This window comes from Simiduia agarivorans SA1 = DSM 21679, from assembly GCF_000305785.2.
GTDB lineage: Bacteria > Pseudomonadota > Gammaproteobacteria > Pseudomonadales > Cellvibrionaceae > Simiduia > Simiduia agarivorans.
Genome location: NC_018868.3, coordinates 1,791,321 through 1,808,577, shown reverse-complemented (window position 1 = coordinate 1,808,577; position 17,257 = coordinate 1,791,321). Strand labels below are relative to the sequence as shown.

Annotated in this window: 14 protein-coding genes; 5 read left to right on the top strand and 9 right to left on the bottom strand. The window is 57.1% G+C overall.

Annotated features, from left to right (window positions below):
• Positions 1-198: 198 nt before the first annotated feature.
• From M5M_RS07975 to M5M_RS07960, 4 genes are read right to left on the bottom strand one after another with little or no spacing between them, the layout of a single operon-like run.
• Entirely contained in the window at positions 199-1,497 is a 1,299-nt protein-coding gene (locus tag M5M_RS07975; RefSeq protein WP_015046982.1) for a TRAP transporter large permease, read from the bottom strand.
• Positions 1,497-1,979, bottom strand: coding sequence for a TRAP transporter small permease (locus M5M_RS07970; protein ID WP_015046981.1), 483 nt, complete (start codon positions 1,977-1,979; stop codon positions 1,497-1,499). Before M5M_RS07970 ends, M5M_RS07975 begins: the two co-directional genes overlap by 1 nt.
• On the bottom strand, positions 1,976-2,953 hold the full coding sequence (locus M5M_RS07965) for a TRAP transporter substrate-binding protein (RefSeq protein ID WP_015046980.1): 978 nt from the start codon (positions 2,951-2,953) through the stop codon (positions 1,976-1,978). The genes M5M_RS07970 and M5M_RS07965 overlap by 4 nt, the downstream gene beginning before the upstream one ends.
• The gene (locus M5M_RS07960; protein WP_015046979.1) at positions 2,946-3,863 is read right to left on the bottom strand and encodes a sugar kinase; all 918 of its coding nucleotides are present in this window, start codon (positions 3,861-3,863) and stop codon (positions 2,946-2,948) included. Before M5M_RS07960 ends, M5M_RS07965 begins: the two co-directional genes overlap by 8 nt.
• A 218-nt stretch (positions 3,864-4,081) precedes the next feature.
• Between M5M_RS07960 and M5M_RS07955 the strand changes: the two genes are divergently transcribed.
• Entirely contained in the window at positions 4,082-4,789 is a 708-nt protein-coding gene (locus M5M_RS07955; RefSeq protein WP_015046978.1) for a FadR/GntR family transcriptional regulator, read from the top strand.
• Between the two features lie 55 nt (positions 4,790-4,844).
• On the opposite strand, the gene M5M_RS07950 is transcribed toward M5M_RS07955, so the two are convergent.
• From M5M_RS07950 to uxuA, 3 genes are read right to left on the bottom strand one after another with little or no spacing between them, the layout of a single operon-like run.
• Positions 4,845-6,332 carry a mannitol dehydrogenase family protein gene (locus M5M_RS07950; RefSeq protein ID WP_015046977.1) on the bottom strand — a complete coding sequence of 496 codons (1,488 nt, stop codon included), beginning with the start codon at positions 6,330-6,332 and terminating at the stop codon, positions 4,845-4,847.
• Complete coding sequence (uxaC, locus tag M5M_RS07945; protein ID WP_015046976.1) at positions 6,329-7,717, bottom strand: glucuronate isomerase; 1,389 nt, start codon at positions 7,715-7,717, stop codon at positions 6,329-6,331. The genes M5M_RS07950 and uxaC overlap by 4 nt, the downstream gene beginning before the upstream one ends.
• Before the next feature lie 16 nt (positions 7,718-7,733).
• Entirely contained in the window at positions 7,734-8,918 is a 1,185-nt protein-coding gene (gene uxuA / locus M5M_RS07940) for a mannonate dehydratase (protein WP_015046975.1), read from the bottom strand.
• 336 nt (positions 8,919-9,254) lie between these two features.
• On the opposite strand from uxuA, the gene M5M_RS07935 reads away from it, so the two are divergent.
• A complete protein-coding gene (locus tag M5M_RS07935) occupies positions 9,255-11,264 on the top strand; it encodes a hypothetical protein (RefSeq protein ID WP_015046974.1) in 2,010 nt (669 codons plus the stop codon).
• A gap of 478 nt (positions 11,265-11,742) precedes the next feature.
• Here M5M_RS07935 and kduI read toward each other — a convergent pair whose 3' ends face one another.
• Together kduI and M5M_RS07920 are read right to left on the bottom strand one after the other, a co-directional pair.
• Entirely contained in the window at positions 11,743-12,573 is an 831-nt protein-coding gene (kduI, locus tag M5M_RS07925) for a 5-dehydro-4-deoxy-D-glucuronate isomerase (protein ID WP_015046972.1), read from the bottom strand.
• Positions 12,574-12,587: 14 nt separating this feature from the next.
• Positions 12,588-13,805 (bottom strand): DUF4861 domain-containing protein, encoded by a 1,218-nt coding sequence (locus M5M_RS07920; RefSeq protein WP_015046971.1) that lies wholly within the window; start codon positions 13,803-13,805, stop codon positions 12,588-12,590.
• A gap of 129 nt (positions 13,806-13,934) precedes the next feature.
• Between M5M_RS07920 and M5M_RS07915 the strand changes: the two genes are divergently transcribed.
• From M5M_RS07915 to M5M_RS19455, 3 genes are read left to right on the top strand one after another with little or no spacing between them, the layout of a single operon-like run.
• A complete protein-coding gene (locus M5M_RS07915) occupies positions 13,935-15,242 on the top strand; it encodes a glycoside hydrolase family 88/105 protein (protein ID WP_015046970.1) in 1,308 nt (435 codons plus the stop codon).
• Positions 15,235-16,008, top strand: a complete 774-nt coding sequence (gene kduD / locus M5M_RS07910; protein WP_015046969.1) for a 2-dehydro-3-deoxy-D-gluconate 5-dehydrogenase KduD — start codon at positions 15,235-15,237, stop codon at positions 16,006-16,008. The genes M5M_RS07915 and kduD overlap by 8 nt, the downstream gene beginning before the upstream one ends.
• Complete coding sequence (locus M5M_RS19455) at positions 16,008-17,246, top strand: alginate lyase family protein (protein WP_015046968.1); 1,239 nt, start codon at positions 16,008-16,010, stop codon at positions 17,244-17,246. Before kduD ends, M5M_RS19455 begins: the two co-directional genes overlap by 1 nt.
• Positions 17,247-17,257 lie beyond the last annotated feature (11 nt).

Sequence of the window (17,257 nt, the reverse complement as noted above, 5' to 3'; positions counted from 1 at the left end):
GCTTTTGCGATAACAAAAATCGTAGTGAGCTGCAGCACGCCGAATCGAATCGTCGAACCGCGCCCTCCATGGCTCTTTTCGGCATACGACCGCCATGGATGGCGGAAGTGCAGGAATCGCAGGAGCATATCCCTGCCAGGCCATCCATGGCCATAAAAAAAGCCGGCATTACGCCGGCCAGGTGCAAAACGATCAGCGTCAGATCAAGCCAAGCTGAGCGGGAAGCCATTCGCTGATCGAGGGAAACAGGGTGACCAATACCAGTGCCACCAGCATGGCGAGATAGAGCGGCAGCATGGGGCGTATCAACGAGGCTATGGAGGTCTTGCCCACCGAGCAGCCCACGAACAAGACGCTGCCAACCGGCGGCGTACAGAGGCCGATGGACAGGTTCAGGATCATCATGATGCCGAAGTGAAGGGGCGAAAGGCCCAGGCTTTCGGCTACCGGCAACAGAATGGGTGTAAAGATCAGCACCGCCGGTGTCATGTCCATGAAAGTGCCGATGACCAACAGCAGCAGGTTGATAATCAGCAGTATGAGTATGGGGTTTTCGGTGACGGCCAACAGCGCTTCGCTGATCTGCTGGGGCAAAGTCGCGTAAGAGAGCAGCCAGGACATGGCCGCACTGGCGCCAATCAATAGCATGACAATGGCCGTGGTGGAAACTGATTTATTGAGTATGCCGGCCAGATCCGCCCACCGGATTTCCCGGTACAAACCTACGGCCAGTGCCAGCGAATACAGTACCGCGATGGCACCTGCCTCGGTGGGGGTAAACCAGCCGAGAATGATGCCGCCAATCACCAGCACAATCATGATCAGGCTGGGCAGTGCGCCCACGATGCCTTTCATCAATGGCACCGGCTCAATGGCCTGGCGGGTACTGATCCCTTGCGCTTTCAGATAAAGGGCGGCGGCTACCATCAGTGCCAGCGCCACCAATATGCCGGGGAGATAGCCTGCAATAAACAGTGCAGCGATGGAGACGCCGCCACTGGCCAGCGAATACACAATCAGAATATTCGACGGAGGAATCAGCATGCCGGTGGTGGACGCGGTTACCGTTACCGCAGTGCTGAAGCTGCGCGGGTAGCCGGCTTTTTCCATGGCCGGCACCATAAAGCCACCAATGGCGGAGGTGGCGGCTACAGCGGAGCCCGAAATGGAGCCGAACAGCGCACAGGCAATCACATTCACAAATGCGAGACCGCCGGGCAACTTGCCCACAATCGCCAGCGCGAAATCAATCAGCCGGCGGGCGATGCCGCCCTGGCCCATGATGTAACCGGACAAAATGAAAAATGGAATTGCCAGCAGCGCAAAACTGTCCATGCCGGCGGCCACGCGCTGGGCGATGGTGGTGACGGCGGGAAGGGCATCAATCGTGAGCAGCAGGGTGGCCAGGGTGGCCAGTGCGATGGCGATGGCAATGGGCACATTGGTGGCCAGCAGCAGAAAAAATACCACGATTAAAACCAGAGTCATGGTAGCCATTATTCGGTTACTCCTGCAGCGGTCGGATCGATAATGAATTGCACGGCGTAAAGGCAAATCAACACGCCGGACAACGGCAGCGCCGCATACACCAATGCCATGGGCAGGTGCATGGCGGGCGAGAACTGTTCCAGCGTCCAGGTCAGCCACATGAGATTGCAACCGCCAATGATCAGGATACTGATGGCGAATAAAAGGCAGCAGGCGTGGATAAATCGGTTAAGCCAGATACCCTGTACCGGGTTGAGTTTCTGAGCCAGCAGGTCGATGCCCAGATGCATCTTGTGCCGGTAAGCCTGTGCCGCTCCCACTAATCCAATCCAAATCAGGAGAAAACGGGCCAGTTCTTCAGTGATGGAGCTGGGGTCGGCGAGCAGAAAGCGGGTGATCACCTGCCAGGTCACATCCATCACCAGAAAGGCGAGCAGGGCATTCAAAAGTGTAGTGAGGTGTTGGTCGATCCCATTGCAGAGTCTGTTCATCGCGAGGCCTCCGCTGCGATTTGCTGCATCAATGGCAGCAGTGAAGACTGACTTGCCAGATAATCTTTCACGCTGGTCTGAAACAGGGTTTTATCGGGGCGGATGACGGTGACGCCGGCGGCTTCAACGGCGGCCAGTGCTTCATCCGACGCCTGTTGCCAAAGCGCGCGCTGGTACTCGGTGGAGCGATCCATGGCGGTTTTCAGCCAGGCCTGTTGTTGCGGGTTGAGCGCGTCCCATACGTGGGTGCCGATTATCATCACATCGGGAATGGCCGTGTGTTCATCCAGCGTGTAATAGCGTGCGACTTCGTAATGTTTGGACAAGTAAAACGACGGCGGATTGTTTTCCGCACCGTCTACTACGCCTTGCTGCAGCGCGGTGTAGAGTTCGCCCCAGGAAACTGGTGTCGCTGCACCGCCCATGGCACGCACCATGTTAATCGCGCTTTGGCTGTTCATTACCCGGATTTTTTTGCCGGCCAGATCGGCGGGCGCGTGAATGGGGGCTTCGGTGGCATAAAAGCTGCGGCTGCCGGCGTCGTAATAACCCAGACCGCGTACCCGGTAACGGTCGCCGGCGGCCAGTAGCTGTTGGCCTAAATCCGAATTCAACACGCGCCAGAAGTGATCGTTATCCTCAAACAAATAGGGCAGGCTGAAAATTTTCATCTCTGGTACAAACGCTTCCAGCGAACTGGCAGACACTTTGGTCATGGCCAGGCTGCCAATCTGCAACAATTCGATGACTTCCCGCTCGCTGCCCAGTTGGCCGGAGGGGTATATCGTGATGTGCATCGTCCCCTGCGACAATTCACGCAATTGTTCATCGAGATGCACCATGGCCAAATGCACGGGGTGGCGATTGTCCAGTCCGTGAGCAAGTGTCAGATTGATGCTTTCCTGCTCCGTTTGGCAGCCCGTAAGTGCCACCAGCCAGAGGAAGAACAGGGTGATATTACGCGCACTACGCATGACCGAGCCGCTCCATAAATTGTGCCCGCGGCACAATGGCGCCGGGGAACTGAATTACGCAGGCGGCACAGCGACTGCCTGCAAGTACCGCCTCTTCTGGCGCCCGGTTGACCAATCGGGCAGCCAGATAACCGGCGTTGAAAGAGTCGCCGGCCGCCGTGGTGTCCAGCGGCTGAATCAGCTCGGGTACCGGAATGGTGCGCAACACTTCTTCAGTGCACAGGCGCGTGCCGGCTTTACCTTGCTTCACCACAACTTCATTGCAACCGGCATCGCGGTATCGATCGATAACCGCATCGGCCGACAGGGGGCCGTATAGAGATTGCTCGTCGTCGAGACTCGGCAGTGCGATATCGGTGAGCGTCTGCATTCGGCTGAAGCACGCAATGGCTTCTTCGCGGCTGCTCCAATTGCGTGGCCGGTAGTTGATATCAAAGGCAACCCTGCCGCCTTGTGCGCGGAAGCCGGCTAATTTGTCGAACAGCATGTGGCGATGTTCTGGCTCATACAGAGACAAGGTGATTCCGCTGAGGTACAGCATGTCGTAACGCTGAAGGTCATCCAGCACCTGCGGGGCTCTGGCGAGCAAATCTCGCGCGGGTGCGGCGTTGCGCCAATAGTGGAAACTGCGTTCGCCAGTGACGTCGGTTTCAATCAGGTAGAGCCCCGGTAAACGCCCGGCAAAGCGTTCGACACGGCGGGTGCCAATGCCTTCCTGCTGCCATTGTGACAGCATGGCATCGCTGAAGTGGTCGTCGCCCAGGGCGGTGAGGTAATCCACCTCTACACCGAAGCGGGCGAGGTAAATGGCGGTGTTCAGGGTGTCGCCAGCGAAACCCAGACGAAAGTCGCCTGAGGCTGTGGGCGCGAGCTCGATCATGCATTCACCCAATGCGGCTATTTTGGGCATGGCCAGGTTCCGTTGTTCTGATGTTTTTAGCGGGCAATCCATAATTGGTCATGCCACCTGACCATATTAACGGCCGAGGGCCGTCAAAATCAAGCGCAGACTTCACTGAACCGGCCAATTTAGCTAGTATACGGCTATGCAGGGGGACTGATGGTCAGACAGATTTTGTGGTTCCCTATCTCACATCGACGCACGGGCGTCAGCAAGGGAGTGATTCAATGGAGCTTCAAGCCGTCAAAGCGGAGCGTTTGTATCTGAAGGTCGCGGAACAGTTATCGCGATTAATTACCGATGGTACCATCAAACCGGGCGAACGTTTACCGTCGGAGCGGGTGTTGGCCGACAAGCTGGGTGTCAGCCGACCCACCATCCGCGAGGCGATGATTGCCCTGGAAATCTCCGGCGTGATTGAAATCCGTACCGGCTCCGGTATTTATGCCACACAAAAACAAAGCCAGCAGCCGGAACTGGATTTGGGTGACAAAGGCGTCGGGCCTTTCGAGATTCTTGAAATCCGGTTTATCGTCGAGTCCGAGGCCTGTGCGCTGGCCGCGGCGCGTATCAGCGGCGACCAGATTGCAGCGCTCAAGCTTGCCATCAAAGAAATGGAAGAAGAGGAAAAACGTCCTGACGCGTCCGAGCAGGCAGATTGGAAATTTCACCAGATCATTGCCGAAGCGACCCAGAACAGTGCAATTGAAAGCATTGTCAATTGGCTGTGGGAATTGCGCAATCAGTCCGAACTGAGCAGTGCGTTTATGGAGCGGCTGCGCAGCGAGGGTGTGCATCCTTCCATTGAGGATCATCGCAAAATCGTTATGGCGCTGGAGCAGAAGAACCCGGAAAAAGCCCGCGCAGCCATGCGCAACCACATTGATAACGCCACCGCGGCGGCGGCCACCTATTTTGGAAAAGCGGCGGAATAATTGTGATAAGGGCCTCGCTATGAGGCCCGTAATATTCGATTTTGGTTTCTGCCGATCAGGCGTGCGTTAATTGCGATAAGAGTTTATCGGAGGTATTGCTCAACAAAGCCTGTACTGCAACCAGCACTTTATGCATCCATTCTGAATCTGCCAGCAGTGTGGCTGGCACAATGCCACTGTGGGTCAGTAAGGCGTTGACCTGATCTGTATTGGGGTAGTCGGTTTTTTTCTTGTGCTGTTCAATCATTTTCAGCAGCCGTTCGGCGCCCGGGTCGTTCACGGAATAGTTGCTTTGGTTATTGCTACCGATCAGAAACGCGAGCCAGGCGCCGACTACACAGGCAATGCCGTTGGCGGATTGACCCTTACGCTTCAGTTCTGTCGCCGCCGCTAACAGACGCTGTGGCAGTTTCTGGCTGCCATCCGAAGCCACCTGGTGGCAGCGATAGGGGACCCGGTGGTTGGCAAAGCGTTGCACAATGGTGGCCTGATACTGCAACAGATTCACGCCGGGCAAGGGCGACAGCGTAGGCGCCAGTTCTTTGTTCATCAGGTAGCTGACGAATGTGCGCAGCACTGGATCGGTGATGGCCTGATGAATGGTGTCGTGGCCGCGCAGCGCGCCTAAATAGGCCAGCGCCGAGTGACAACCATTCAGCAAGCGAAGCTTCATGGTTTCATAGGGCGCTACATTGTCCACCAGCAAGGCGCCAACCTGGGAAAAATCCGGATATTCGCCTTTGAAATTATTCTCTATGACCCACTGTCGATAGGTTTCCGCACTCAGGCTGCCACTGTCTTCCATGTCGCATTGTTCGCTGATGGCGAGTTGGTCGTCGCGAGTGGTGGCCGGTACGATACGGTCCACCATGGTATTGCAAAACGCCAGTTCGCGTTCGATCCAGTGCGCCAGATCAGTGTCCTGCAGGCGGGCAGCAGCAATCAGGGCCTGGCCTAACAGGTGTGAATTGTCGGGTAGGTTATCGCAACTCAATACATTAAAGCCGGGCAGCTGGCGCTGCATGCGCAGCCGGCAGGCAGCAAGCAAAAAACCATAAATGGTAATTGGGGCCTGGCCGCCGGTAATGTCGGATTGGATGTCTGCGTGTTGCAAATCCAGTTGCCGGCTGGCCGCTTGCAGGTAGTAACCTTTTTCGGTCACGGTCAGGCTCACCATATGCACATCCGGGCTGGCCATGGCTTCTATGACGGCGCTGGGGTTTTCCGGGGCAACCAGCACATCGGCAATGGCGCCAATAACCCGCAGTCGTTGGATGTGTTCATCCTGTTCGCGCAAGGTGTACAGAAAATCCTGTTCCATCATCTTGTCACGCATGGACCCGCTGCGCAGGCTCACACCCAGAATGCGCCAGTGGCCATCCGTTTTCGCCAGCAAATCATCCACATACACGGCCTGATGGGCGCGATGAAAATTGCCTATGCCCAAATGCACTATGCCCACTTTGCGCCGGGTCGGTGAGTAACCGGGCGCCGCCAGTGTGCCGGGCAGCTGATCGAGTTGATTGAGGCTCAGTCGGGTCATAATTTGTAAGCGTTTTTCGCGAGTGTGTAACTCAGGTCGTGGGCCAGTTCAAAAGCGTCCTGCTCGGTCAGGCGGTGATCGGCCACCCATTGCGCCAATACAGCACAGTCCATACGCCGGGCCAGATCGTGGCGGGCGGGTATGGAGAGGAACGCACGGGTGTCGTCGTTGAACCCTACCGTGTTATAGAAACCGGCGGTTTCGGTCACCTGCTCGCGGTAACGGCGCATGCCCTCGGGGCTGTCGTGGAACCACCAGGCTGGCCCCAGTTTCAGCGCCGGGTAGTGGCCGGCCAATGGCGCCAGCTCGCGGCTGTAATTGGTTTCATCCAGAGTAAACACAATCAGGCTCAGGCGCGGGTCATTGCCGTATTTGTTGAGCAGCGGATGCAGCGCTTTCACGTATTCGGTGCGCACCGGAATGTCCGCGCCCTTGTCACGGCCGAAGCGTTCGAACAGTGGGCCATTGTGATTGCGGTGGCAACCCGGGTGCAATTGCATCACCAGGCCATCTTCAACACTCATGCCGGCCATTTCTGTCAGCATCTGGGCACGGAACAGATCGGCTTCAGATGTATTTAATGTACCTGCCAACGCGCCGGCAAACAGGGTCTCGCATTCGGCCCGGCTCAGGTCTGCGGTGTTCGCCGTGGCGTGGCCATGGTCGGTGGAGGTGGCGCCCATGGATTTGAAATAGGCGCGCCGGTTGCGCAAGGCGTTGAGGTAGCCGTGCCAGCTGCTGGTGTCTTCGCCAGTGAGTTCGGCCAGGCGCGCAAGATTGTTGGTAAAGTCGGGCTGGTCCGGATCGAGCACGTCGTCGGGCCGGTAAGCGGTAAGTACCCGACCGTGCCAGCCACTGTCGTTGATCGCTTGATGGTGACGCAGATCATCCAGTGGTGATTCGGTGGTGGTGAGTACTTCGATGTTAAAGCGTTCAAACAATGCCCGCGGCAAAAACGCCGGTTGGGCCAACTTGTCGTTGATAACCTTGTAGTAATGCGCTGCGGTTTGCGCGTTCAGGGGTTGGTCGATGTCAAACACCTTTTCGAACACGTAGTTCAACCACAGGCTTGAGGGCGTGCCGCGGAACAGGTAAAAGTGCCGGGCAAATAACTGCCATACCTGCTCCGGGTCGGCGTCTGGATTGCGAATCCCCAATTGTTGCAGTCCAATACCCTGTGAATACAGCATGCGGAATACATAGTGATCGGGTTTGATCAGAAGCTCGGTCGGATTGGTGAACGGTTGATTGATTGCAAACCATGCCGGGTCCGTATGGCCGTGCGGGCTGATAATGGGCAATTGCGCCACCGACGTATAGAGCGCGCGGGCAATGGCCCGGGTGCCGGGCTCGGCGGGAAATAATCGATCGGGATGAAGTAACACGCTGAGGCTCCGGTAACTACTGGCGCAAGGTATAGGTCAAGGCGTGGATCACGCCGCGCAATTCTGCCAGGCCTTTTAGCCGACCCAAGTAAGAATAGCCCGGTTTGGTGCCGGGTTGATTCACCTCGTCCAGCATCAGGTGGCCGTGATCGGGGCGCATGGGAATGTGCGGCTGATGGTGGCCTTCCTGACGGCGGCGTTGCTCCTCCGTCAACAATGCGGTAATTAAGCCCACCATATCGTTGTCGCCATCCAGATGATCCGATTCATAAAAAGAACCGTCCTCTTCGCGTTTTACATTGCGCAGGTGCGTGAAGTAAACGCGGTCACCAAATTCACGCGCTATCTCCACCAAATTGTTGTCACAGCGTGCACCAAAGGAGCCGGCACACAGCGTCAGGCCGCAGGCCTCGCTGGGAAACGCTGTGAAAATCGCGCGCGCGTCATCGGCAGTGGACACCACCCGCGGCAAACCAAAAAGCGAAAAGGGTGGGTCATCGGGATGGATACACATGCGCACGCCGGCTTCCTGGGCTACCGGAATGATTTCTTCCAGGAATGCAAACAGGTTCGCGCGGAAGCCTTCGTTGCCAAGTGCAATAAAAGTTTCCAGCGTGTCGATAATACCCTCTCGCGTGTGCGAGCCTTCACCGCCGGGCAAGCCGGCAATAATATTTTTTTCCAGCAGCGCAATTTCGGTGGGCGACATGGCCGCCACTCTGGCTTCGGCTTGCGCCAGCAGAGCGGGCGCATAATCTTTTTCGGCACCTTTGCGCTTCAGTACGTAAACGTCGTAGGCGGCAAAGTCGGTCATTTCAAACCGCAAAGCCTGACTGGCGTTGGGCAGGGTGTAGCCCAGGTTGGTGCGGGTCCAGTCCACTACCGGCATGAAGTTGTAGCACACAGTATTGACGCCGGCGGCGCCCACATTGCGGATGGACTGGCAATAATTATCAATCATGCGTCGGTAGTCGCCGGAGCGTGATTTGATGTCATTGTGTACCGGAATGCTTTCAATCACTGCCCAGTTCAGACCGGACGCTTCAATGAGCGCTTTGCGTTCAGCAATGGCTTCAAGCGGCCAGACTTCGCCAGCGGGGATTTCGTGCAGGGCTGTCACAATACCCGTGGCACCCGCCTGGGCAATGTGTCTGAGAGTGATGTTGTCCGAAGGGCCGAACCAGCGCCAGGTCTCTTGCATTCGCGTATTTCTCTGTGGTTGCAGGGGCCAGCCAGCAAGGCGGGCGGCAAAACATGTCGGTCTCTGTCCATAACTGGTAAGACCACATGACCAATTAAAGCGAATTTTACCGGCGATGGCAAGCGGTTTACGCTGCCACTTTGGGGTTCTGGTGCCATTTCAGGGGTGGATTGTTGCGTATGATGCGAAAAGGTAGATGGCAAGGTTGTCAGGCCAGATGGGCGTAGCTACATATTGAGCACTGCCCAGGGGGAGTGAGTACTGAGGCAGCATAGGGGATGTCAACGGACTGGCTGTGGTTTCCCTCTACAGGTCAACCGATACCCGGAGATAACAATGAAAAACTCCTTGCTTACCGACCGACACCCCGTCGGCTACTGGGCTGCCTGTGCGGCCCTGTGTTTCGCTCAATCCCTGCAGGCGGCGCCTGGCTTTCAATCCGGGCAAAACCTGCCCGCTAGCTACGCGCAAATCATTCAGGCCAGTGATTTTGGCGTGCAGGCCAATGATGGCCTCGATGATGCCCCGGCGTTGCAAGCCATTATCGATAATCAGATCAGTGCGGGAAATTCGCCGTCGAATCGTATTGCGATCCAGTTGCCGGCGGGTGAAATCCATTTGGACCAGGAGGTGCATCTGGATAAATCCGGCGTAGTGATTCTTGGTGCTGGCAGTAATCCTACAAACGGCACGCGTATTGTCATTCGTAGTTGGCGACCTTATGGCGTGGATGCAGAAGGGGCGCCGGATTTCGATAAAAAATACTGGCCTGGCTTTGCCGCTTTCCGGGTGGAAACCCGCGCGAAGCACCCCAATGAACCCAACTATGAAGGCAGCATCAATTTTCACTGGAAGCACGGCATCGAGTTTACCCAGCCTGCGGCCCAAGGTGATCTGGTACTGAAGCTGGAGTCGGGTGCCGCATCAAAATTTGCTGTGGGTGATCTGATCTACGTGGGTGCGGCCAATGACACCGCATTTCTCGACCAGGGTCAGGTGCCGGCGGCTAAACGCAGCTACGGGCATATCACTACCGGCCATATGCGTACGCAGATTTTCACTGTGGCAGCGCGCAATACCACGGCCAACACGGTTACCTTGGACAGGCCGTTGGAATTTGATGTGCCGCTCAGTAACAACAGTAATTACAAAAGCCGGGTGATGCCGGTTACGGCAATTGATAACGTGGGCTTCAGGGATTTTTATCTCACGATGTCAACATTGGGTACCGACTGTTCGGGTTATAACAGTGGCGATTTTTCCAGTGCCAACCCAAACGGTGTGGGGCATAAATATGAAAATCTTTGCCCGCGTGATGCCATCCACGGCATTCTGTTCAAATTTGCGGTCAATGGCTGGGTAGACAATGTGCGCATGGAAATGACCGGCTCGCATCCATTGGTAACCGAGTTTGCGCGCCACATGACGTTCAGCAATAACCAATTTTCGGGTTCGTGGAATAAGGGCGCAGGTGGCAATGGCTACTTTCGTGGTTCAAAGTTGTATGAAAGCCTGATTCAGGGCAATGCCCTTGAGCGGTTGCGTCACCTCACCCTGCAGTGGTCTGCCACCGGTAATCTGGTGGAAAACAATACGTTGGATTGCGACATTAACTTGCACGGCGGTTGGGAGCGAAACAACCTGATCCGTAACAACACGGTGAGTGTGCCGTTCGAGCACAGGAGCTGGGAAAATGGCCAGCCGGGTATCGGTACCTGGCAGCCTATCTGGTACGGCTCAGGTGATCACGCGAGCAACTGGTCCGGCCCCACGGGCCCGAACAATGTGTTTGTGGACAACGTGCTCAGCAAGGCGCTGACTGCCGGTGCACCCATTGCCCGTTGGGGATTGTTTGATAGTGCAGGTGTGGAATACGCGTTTGCCTGGGATGGAACTGCGTTTAAACACCTGAACACGGGCGGCACCCCGGTGCCGAGCTGGGATCAGGCGATTGCAGAAATTGTAGCGCAGGAAATGCCGCTCTCCGGTGTCTACACGGGCGCCGATGGGACAGATCCGGGTGATGGCACAGACCCTGGCGATGGTGGCGACACAGGTGGCAGTTGCGCTAATCCGGTGGATATTGTCTGGAAAGCCAAAACCGAACTGACGTTGACGGCCGGCACCTGTGCACGATTCGATCGCGACCTCGCGGGCAGCACTGTGCAGGTATGGGATAGCGATGCCAATCCGTCCTGTGACTTCCGCGGCATCGTTTCCTCGGAAGATGGCAGCGGCAGCTTTGAGGTGACTTCCAATTACAAGGCTTATAACGGGGTTAGCGGCCGCTTGATAAAGCTCACCAGTAATAATGGATGTGCGTTTGTTAAAGTCAGAGCGTATTAATTATTGATGGTGTTTTTTGTATGAAGAAGCTGGCCGGTTGGTCAGCTTTTTTAATGGGAATAGGGGTAAGAAAATTTTTTTGGCCCGCACGCTGGATGGAGGATCACCTTGGTCATTTGCCGGTGCGATTCACCACCCAGCGTGCGGGTTGCTCTTAAAATCTATCGCAGTGATCTGCAGCACGCCGCCGACGTGTCGGACCACCGATTCGTCGGACCGTCGCATCCACGGCTCCTTTCGGCATACGACCGCCATGGATGGCGGAAGTGCACCAATTGCAGGAGCAAATTGGTGCCAGTCCATCCCTGGCCCGCCGGTTTTTGCTCCTGCAAAACCGGCATTCCCGCCATCCATGGCGGTCATAAAAAAAGCCCTGCCGGTTGGCAGGGCGATAGGGCGAGATAAATGTGAGAGCAGTTACGCCTGAGGTCTACTCTAATCTCTCATGTCATATTGGTCAAGTGGTAAGGCCAGTATTTCAGCCCAGTTGATCCATGGTCAGGTGGTCCATGTCGTCAAACTGCTGGTTCTCACCGCCCATGGCCCAGATAAAGCTGTAGCTGCAGCTACCGGCGCCTGAGTGGATTGACCATGAAGGTGACGCAATGGCGTGGCCCGGTGCCAGCGTGAGGGCGCGGGTTTCTTCCGGCGCGCCCATGAAGTGGAATACCCGCTGGCTCGGGTCAAAATCAAAATACATGTACACCTCAGTGCGGCGGCGATGGGTGTGGGGTGGCTTGGTATTCCACACGCTGCCGTTGTGCAGTTGGGTAATGCCCATTACCAGCTGACAGGAATCCACAATGCCGGGGCAAATGGATTGGAAAATCGTGCGTTCGTTACTGGATTGCTGGTCGCCCATGGCCACCGCATTGGCTTCGGCTAACGGCACGTGTTGGGTGCGGGTAGTGCGGTGGGCGGGGTAACTCACCAGATAAAATTGCGCTGGGCTTTTCTCATCGTTGCTGATGAACTGGATGTCTTTGCTGCCGCGGCATACGTACAAACTGTCGAGTTTGGTCATGGCATAGGTTTCACCATCCACCAATACCTTGCCGTCGCCGCCGATGTTGATAACACCCAGCTCGCGCCTTTCGCAAAAATACGCGCTGGCCAGCTCTTTGTGTGTGGGCAATGCCAGGGATTTTGCGAGCGGTACTGCGGCGCCCACAATGGCGCGATCCACGTCGGTATAGGTCAGGTTGAGTTGACCGGGTTCAAACAGCGCTTGCATCACAAACGCGTCTTTCAGTTCGGCGTTGGTCATGCGCTGGTAGCGCACCTGATCCGCAGTGTGAAGAAATTTCATTTGATGTATCTCCGTTATTTCACCACCACCTGAATAGGGTGGTTCAAGATTTTCTGGGTGGCTGCAAGCCAGTTCTGGAAGGCGGATTTGGTTTGGCTTTCGGGCTGGCGCCAGGCGGCGGCCAGGTAGTAATGCTGATGGTTGCCACTGCCAAGGTCCTGTAGCAGGTTGTATTCGTTGTCGACGGCCGGGGAGTTGGTTTCGCGGTAAAAAATCGCCATGCCCAAAGCATCATCTGCCAGGCTTTGCTTTCCATAACTGGCCAGATAATTCCATTCGCCCTGTTTTGCGCTGCCGCGCAGTTCGTCCACCCCGTGGCGCACGATGCCCGTGGCCCAGCGCGCAATCGGCGCGCTTGCGTGTACGCTGACACGGCTTAACAGGCTGTCGGGTTCAATCCAGATTTCGGTGCGGGTATCGCGCGGGCCATCGGCCGATTGCCAGCCCCGATGATTGAGCGCAATGCCTGACGCGGCCGGCGTGTTGAAGACTTCTGCGCTGGCGCCGGCAAATTGATTGATGCCCACAAGCCGGCCGTCCTGGCCAAGACTTGCGGGGCTGCCCAGGCCAAGACTCGGGCCCACTTTCAATACATCCATGCCCCAGTCGGCCAGCGTGTGATAATCGCCACCGTCCAGACCGACCTCGGGCAGCACCAGCCGGCTGACCTGCTTGCCAAAAATATCAATGGCGTTGCGGGCGTCAAAATACACCCGGTAGGCCACCCGTGCAGACTCCCAGCCCAGGCCCTCATACTTGTAGAGTTTGTCGCCCACCGTGTGGTTGGCGGGCAGCGTAGTTGCGTTCACGCTCACATACTGGCCACCTTTCAGCACGCCCTCTTTGTCCGCCTCAGCGTTGACCCGTTGGGCCAGCTCGGCGTACGTCGCCGTCGCGTGTTGGGGGCTCAAGCGGGCTCCGCCAGAGCTGGCGAGCGTGAACGTGAGTGTTTCGCGGGGTCCGAAATCCGCATGGGTGAGCCAGCTGTCTGTCTGCTGATCGCCGTCGCAATCGAAGGCCGATACGGCCAGCCGTTGCTGTCCCAGTAAAACCACTGGCTCTGATTCGATGCCTTTGGTTTTCAGGTTGCTGAAGGGCAGGCAGATGCGCGCTTGTGCGCGGCCTTGGTCCAGACTGTTAGTGGCTTCCACTGTCACGCTGGGCGCGGCAGTGCAGGCGCTGCTGGCCAGCGCGGCTACCACACAGAGGCGGCTAAAGGCGATAGTGGGCATGGGCGTTCCATCCTGTAGACATCGTGGTCAGGCCACTATACACTACGAAAATTGGTATTACCACATTACCAATTTTTGCCGGCATGGACCGGTGCGGACACAATAAATGCAATGACAAAGGGTTACCGGATGTTCAACAAATTTGCCCTGGCTGGAATCAGCCTCGCCATCGCCCTGCAGGGTTGTGGCAATGCCGAAGCGCCGAGTGCGCCAGACACCCACGCGGGCCCTGACGCCGCGCATGCATCAAGCGCCGCCGAGTGGCCGGTGCCCGTGAGCTACCAGTTACCGGGCACCTCGCCGGCTGAGCTGTCGCCAGCATTGACCCCCGCAGCCATCCGGCAGGTCGCCAATCAGGTGGCCGATTGGCAGCTGTCCCAATACGATCTGCGCAGCAATATGATGCGCGCCGAAGGTCGCCCGAGCGGTATTCCGCAAGGGTGGATGTACGCCACCTGGCAAATCGGTTTGTTGGCCTGGGCCGATGCCAGTGCCCAGCCTGCGTATGAATCGGCGGCGTACCACGCGAGTGCCGCAAACGGCTGGTTATTGGGTCCGCGTGTCTACCATGCGGATGACCACGCCATGGGCGCGGTGTATATGAGTCTGTACGAACGCGCGCCGGTGGAGCACAAGATTGCTCACACCCGCCAGATGTTGGATGCGGTATTGGCGGCGCCGTCAGATATCGATCTGCTGTTTGATGATGACAACAAAACCACCGAGCTGTTGGCGCACCGGGACTTTATTGATCCGGCGTGCACTGTGCGTTGGTGTTGGGCAGACGCCATTTTCATGGCGCCACCGGTGTGGGCGCAGATGGCAAAAATTACTGGTAACGCGGCCTATCTGGATTTCATGGACCGCGAATTCTGGGCCACAACAGAATACTTATATAAGCCCGAAGAAAAACTCTATCTGCGCGATTCCCGCTACTTTGATCGCCTGGACGATCAGGGCCGGCTGATTTATTGGGGCCGTGGAAACGGTTGGGTGTTGGCGGGAATCGCCCGTACCCTGCAGCAATTGCCGCAGGATTATGCCGGTCGTGCTCGTTACGAGCAGCTGTTCAAAGACATGAGTGAGCGCCTGGTGGCATTGCAGCAGCAGGATGGTAGCTGGCCATCGTCACTGCTGGTTACCGAAACTGTTTCGCCACCCGAGTCGAGCGGAACCGGTCTGCTGGTTTACGCGCTGGCGTGGGGTGTGAACACCGGACTACTCGAAGGTGACGTCTATCGCGCCAGTGTAGAACAGGGCTGGCGCTCGCTGGTGGCAAGTACCCACCCCAACGGCAAGTTAGGTTGGGTTCAGCAGGTCGCGTTTGCGCCCGGTTCGGCCGGCGCGGACGACACCCAGTTGTACGGCACGGGTGCGTTGTTGTTGGCGGCCTCAGAAGTAACGCGCTTGGCAGCGGAGGCGTCAGGCAATGAGTAATTATCTGAAATCTTTGTTCAGCCTGAACGGAAAAGTTGCTGTTGTTACCGGCGCCAGCCGCGGATTGGGGCAGGGCATGGCGTTGGCTCTGGGGCGTGCCGGCGCGACGGTCGTTGCGGTGGGGTCACAGTTGGCGAGTGTGGAAAAAACACTCGCGTTGCTTGCGCAAGAAAAAATTACCGCGCACGGCTTTGGCTGCGATCAGTCAGATCCTGCCGCGGTTGCCGCACTGGTTCAGGCTGTGCAATCGCAGGTTGGTCAGGTGGATATTCTGGTGAACAATGCCGGTACTATCCGGCGCGCGCCTGCGGCGGAATACAGCGACGACGATTGGGCTGCCGTGATGGATACCAACATCAATGGCGTCTTCCGCCTGTGCCGGGAATTCGGCCGGCAGATGCTCGCCAACGGGAGCGGTAAAATCATTAATATTGCCTCGTTGTTGAGTTTTTCCGGTGGCATTACCGTGCCCGCCTATGCCGCGAGTAAAGGTGCAGTGGCACAGCTCACCAAGGCGCTGGCCAACGAGTGGGCCGCCAGTGGTGTACAGGTGAACGCCATTGCCCCCGGCTATTTTGAAACCGACAACACGGAAAATCTGCGCAAAGACAGCGACCGCTTCGCCGCCATCAGTGCACGCATTCCTGCCAATCGCTGGGGCTTACCTGAAGATCTGGCCGGTGCCGCGGTGTTCTTGGCATCACCCGCTTCCGATTACGTGAATGGTCACCTGCTATTGGTGGATGGCGGATGGATGGCTCGCTAATGCGCAGGCAGTTGTGTCTGGGTGGGCTGGCATTGCTGCTGTTGGGCTGGGCCGTCACCGACCAAACCGTGGCCATCGATACATCGGTGGCTGCGGTCTCCGAGACTCGCGTGTTGCGTCTGGATCATCAGCAATTGATTGCAATCCGCGCCGCCTGGCAGGAAGGGCAGGCACCTTACGCCAATGCAGTGGATACCTTACTGACCGAAGCCAAAGGCTTGCTTAATTTGCCTGCACCGACGGTGAAAAATTCCGATCCGGGCATTACCAAAGCGCACCCGAATGATTACGTGAGCCTAGCGCCCTATTGGTGGCCGGACCCGGCCAAACTCGATGGTTTGCCCTGGATAAAACGCGATGGCCAACGCAACCCCTGGGTGGACAGCGAGCAGGGCGCTAAAGCGCAGTGGAACCGGTTTGCGCGCGGCGTTGAAATCCTTGCGTTGGCCCACTTTTATTCGGGTGACGAAGCTTACCGGCGGGCGGCAATACATTGGTTTGACGTATTTCTGGTTCAGTCCGACACGCGCATGAATCCTCACCTGAATTATGCCCAATCGGTACCGGGTGTGGCGGCAGGGCGGCCCTATGGCATTATCGATACGGTGTATCTGCCGCAGGTGATTGATGCCTACCGATTACTTGCGCCGGCTATGGCACCAGCGCAACGGCACGCTGTGCAAGCCTGGTTCGGCGAATTCTATCAATGGCTGACGGAGAGTCCGTTGGGAGTAGAAGAGCAGCAGGCGCATAATAATCACGGCACTTTCTATGATTTGCAGGTGCTGGCGTTGGCGCTACAACTGGCGCGCAACGAAGAGGCATTAAAGATTCTGGCGCGAGCAGGTCAGCGACTTGCCACGCAGGTTGAAGCCAACGGTGCCCAGCCTCACGAGTTGGCGCGCACAAAACCGTTTCACTATTCGGCCTATAATTTACGGGCGTTTGATGGGATAGCGTCCTTGGCGCGGCATTTGGATCAGCATTGGTGGCAGGACAAAGCGCGGCTGATTGCGGCGCTGCATTATCTTCAGGCCGGCAGCGACAAAGCGCACTGGGGCGGGAGTGAAGAGCCTTCTCTTGAGCGGACGTTACTGACCTCGCCTTGGTTGTCAGCCGCGGTAGCCGGCGCTGATCTTTCCCCCATCGCGGTGATGACCGAGGCCTGTTTTGCCCGTCAATACCTGGCCGATTTGGCTTCCTCCATTGCAACGGCGGTTGGGCGCTGCGACTACTAATTCACTTACGG

Bases quoted from the DNA above. Each gene is read 5' to 3' on its own strand.
- M5M_RS07975 (WP_015046982.1), bottom strand. From the start codon at position 1,497: ATGGCTACCATGACTCTGGTTTTAATCGTGGTATTTTTTCTGCTGCTG.
- M5M_RS07970 (WP_015046981.1), bottom strand. From the start codon at position 1,979: ATGAACAGACTCTGCAATGGGATCGACCAACACCTCACTACACTTTTG.
- M5M_RS07965 (WP_015046980.1), bottom strand. From the start codon at position 2,953: ATGCGTAGTGCGCGTAATATCACCCTGTTCTTCCTCTGGCTGGTGGCA.
- M5M_RS07960 (WP_015046979.1), bottom strand. From the start codon at position 3,863: ATGCCCAAAATAGCCGCATTGGGTGAATGCATGATCGAGCTCGCGCCC.
- M5M_RS07955 (WP_015046978.1), top strand. From the start codon at position 4,082: ATGGAGCTTCAAGCCGTCAAAGCGGAGCGTTTGTATCTGAAGGTCGCG.
- M5M_RS07950 (WP_015046977.1), bottom strand. From the start codon at position 6,332: ATGACCCGACTGAGCCTCAATCAACTCGATCAGCTGCCCGGCACACTG.
- uxuA (WP_015046975.1), bottom strand. From the start codon at position 8,918: ATGCAAGAGACCTGGCGCTGGTTCGGCCCTTCGGACAACATCACTCTC.
- M5M_RS07935 (WP_015046974.1), top strand. From the start codon at position 9,255: ATGAAAAACTCCTTGCTTACCGACCGACACCCCGTCGGCTACTGGGCT.
- kduI (WP_015046972.1), bottom strand. From the start codon at position 12,573: ATGAAATTTCTTCACACTGCGGATCAGGTGCGCTACCAGCGCATGACC.
- M5M_RS07920 (WP_015046971.1), bottom strand. From the start codon at position 13,805: ATGCCCACTATCGCCTTTAGCCGCCTCTGTGTGGTAGCCGCGCTGGCC.
- M5M_RS07915 (WP_015046970.1), top strand. From the start codon at position 13,935: ATGTTCAACAAATTTGCCCTGGCTGGAATCAGCCTCGCCATCGCCCTG.
- kduD (WP_015046969.1), top strand. From the start codon at position 15,235: ATGAGTAATTATCTGAAATCTTTGTTCAGCCTGAACGGAAAAGTTGCT.
- M5M_RS19455 (WP_015046968.1), top strand. From the start codon at position 16,008: ATGCGCAGGCAGTTGTGTCTGGGTGGGCTGGCATTGCTGCTGTTGGGC.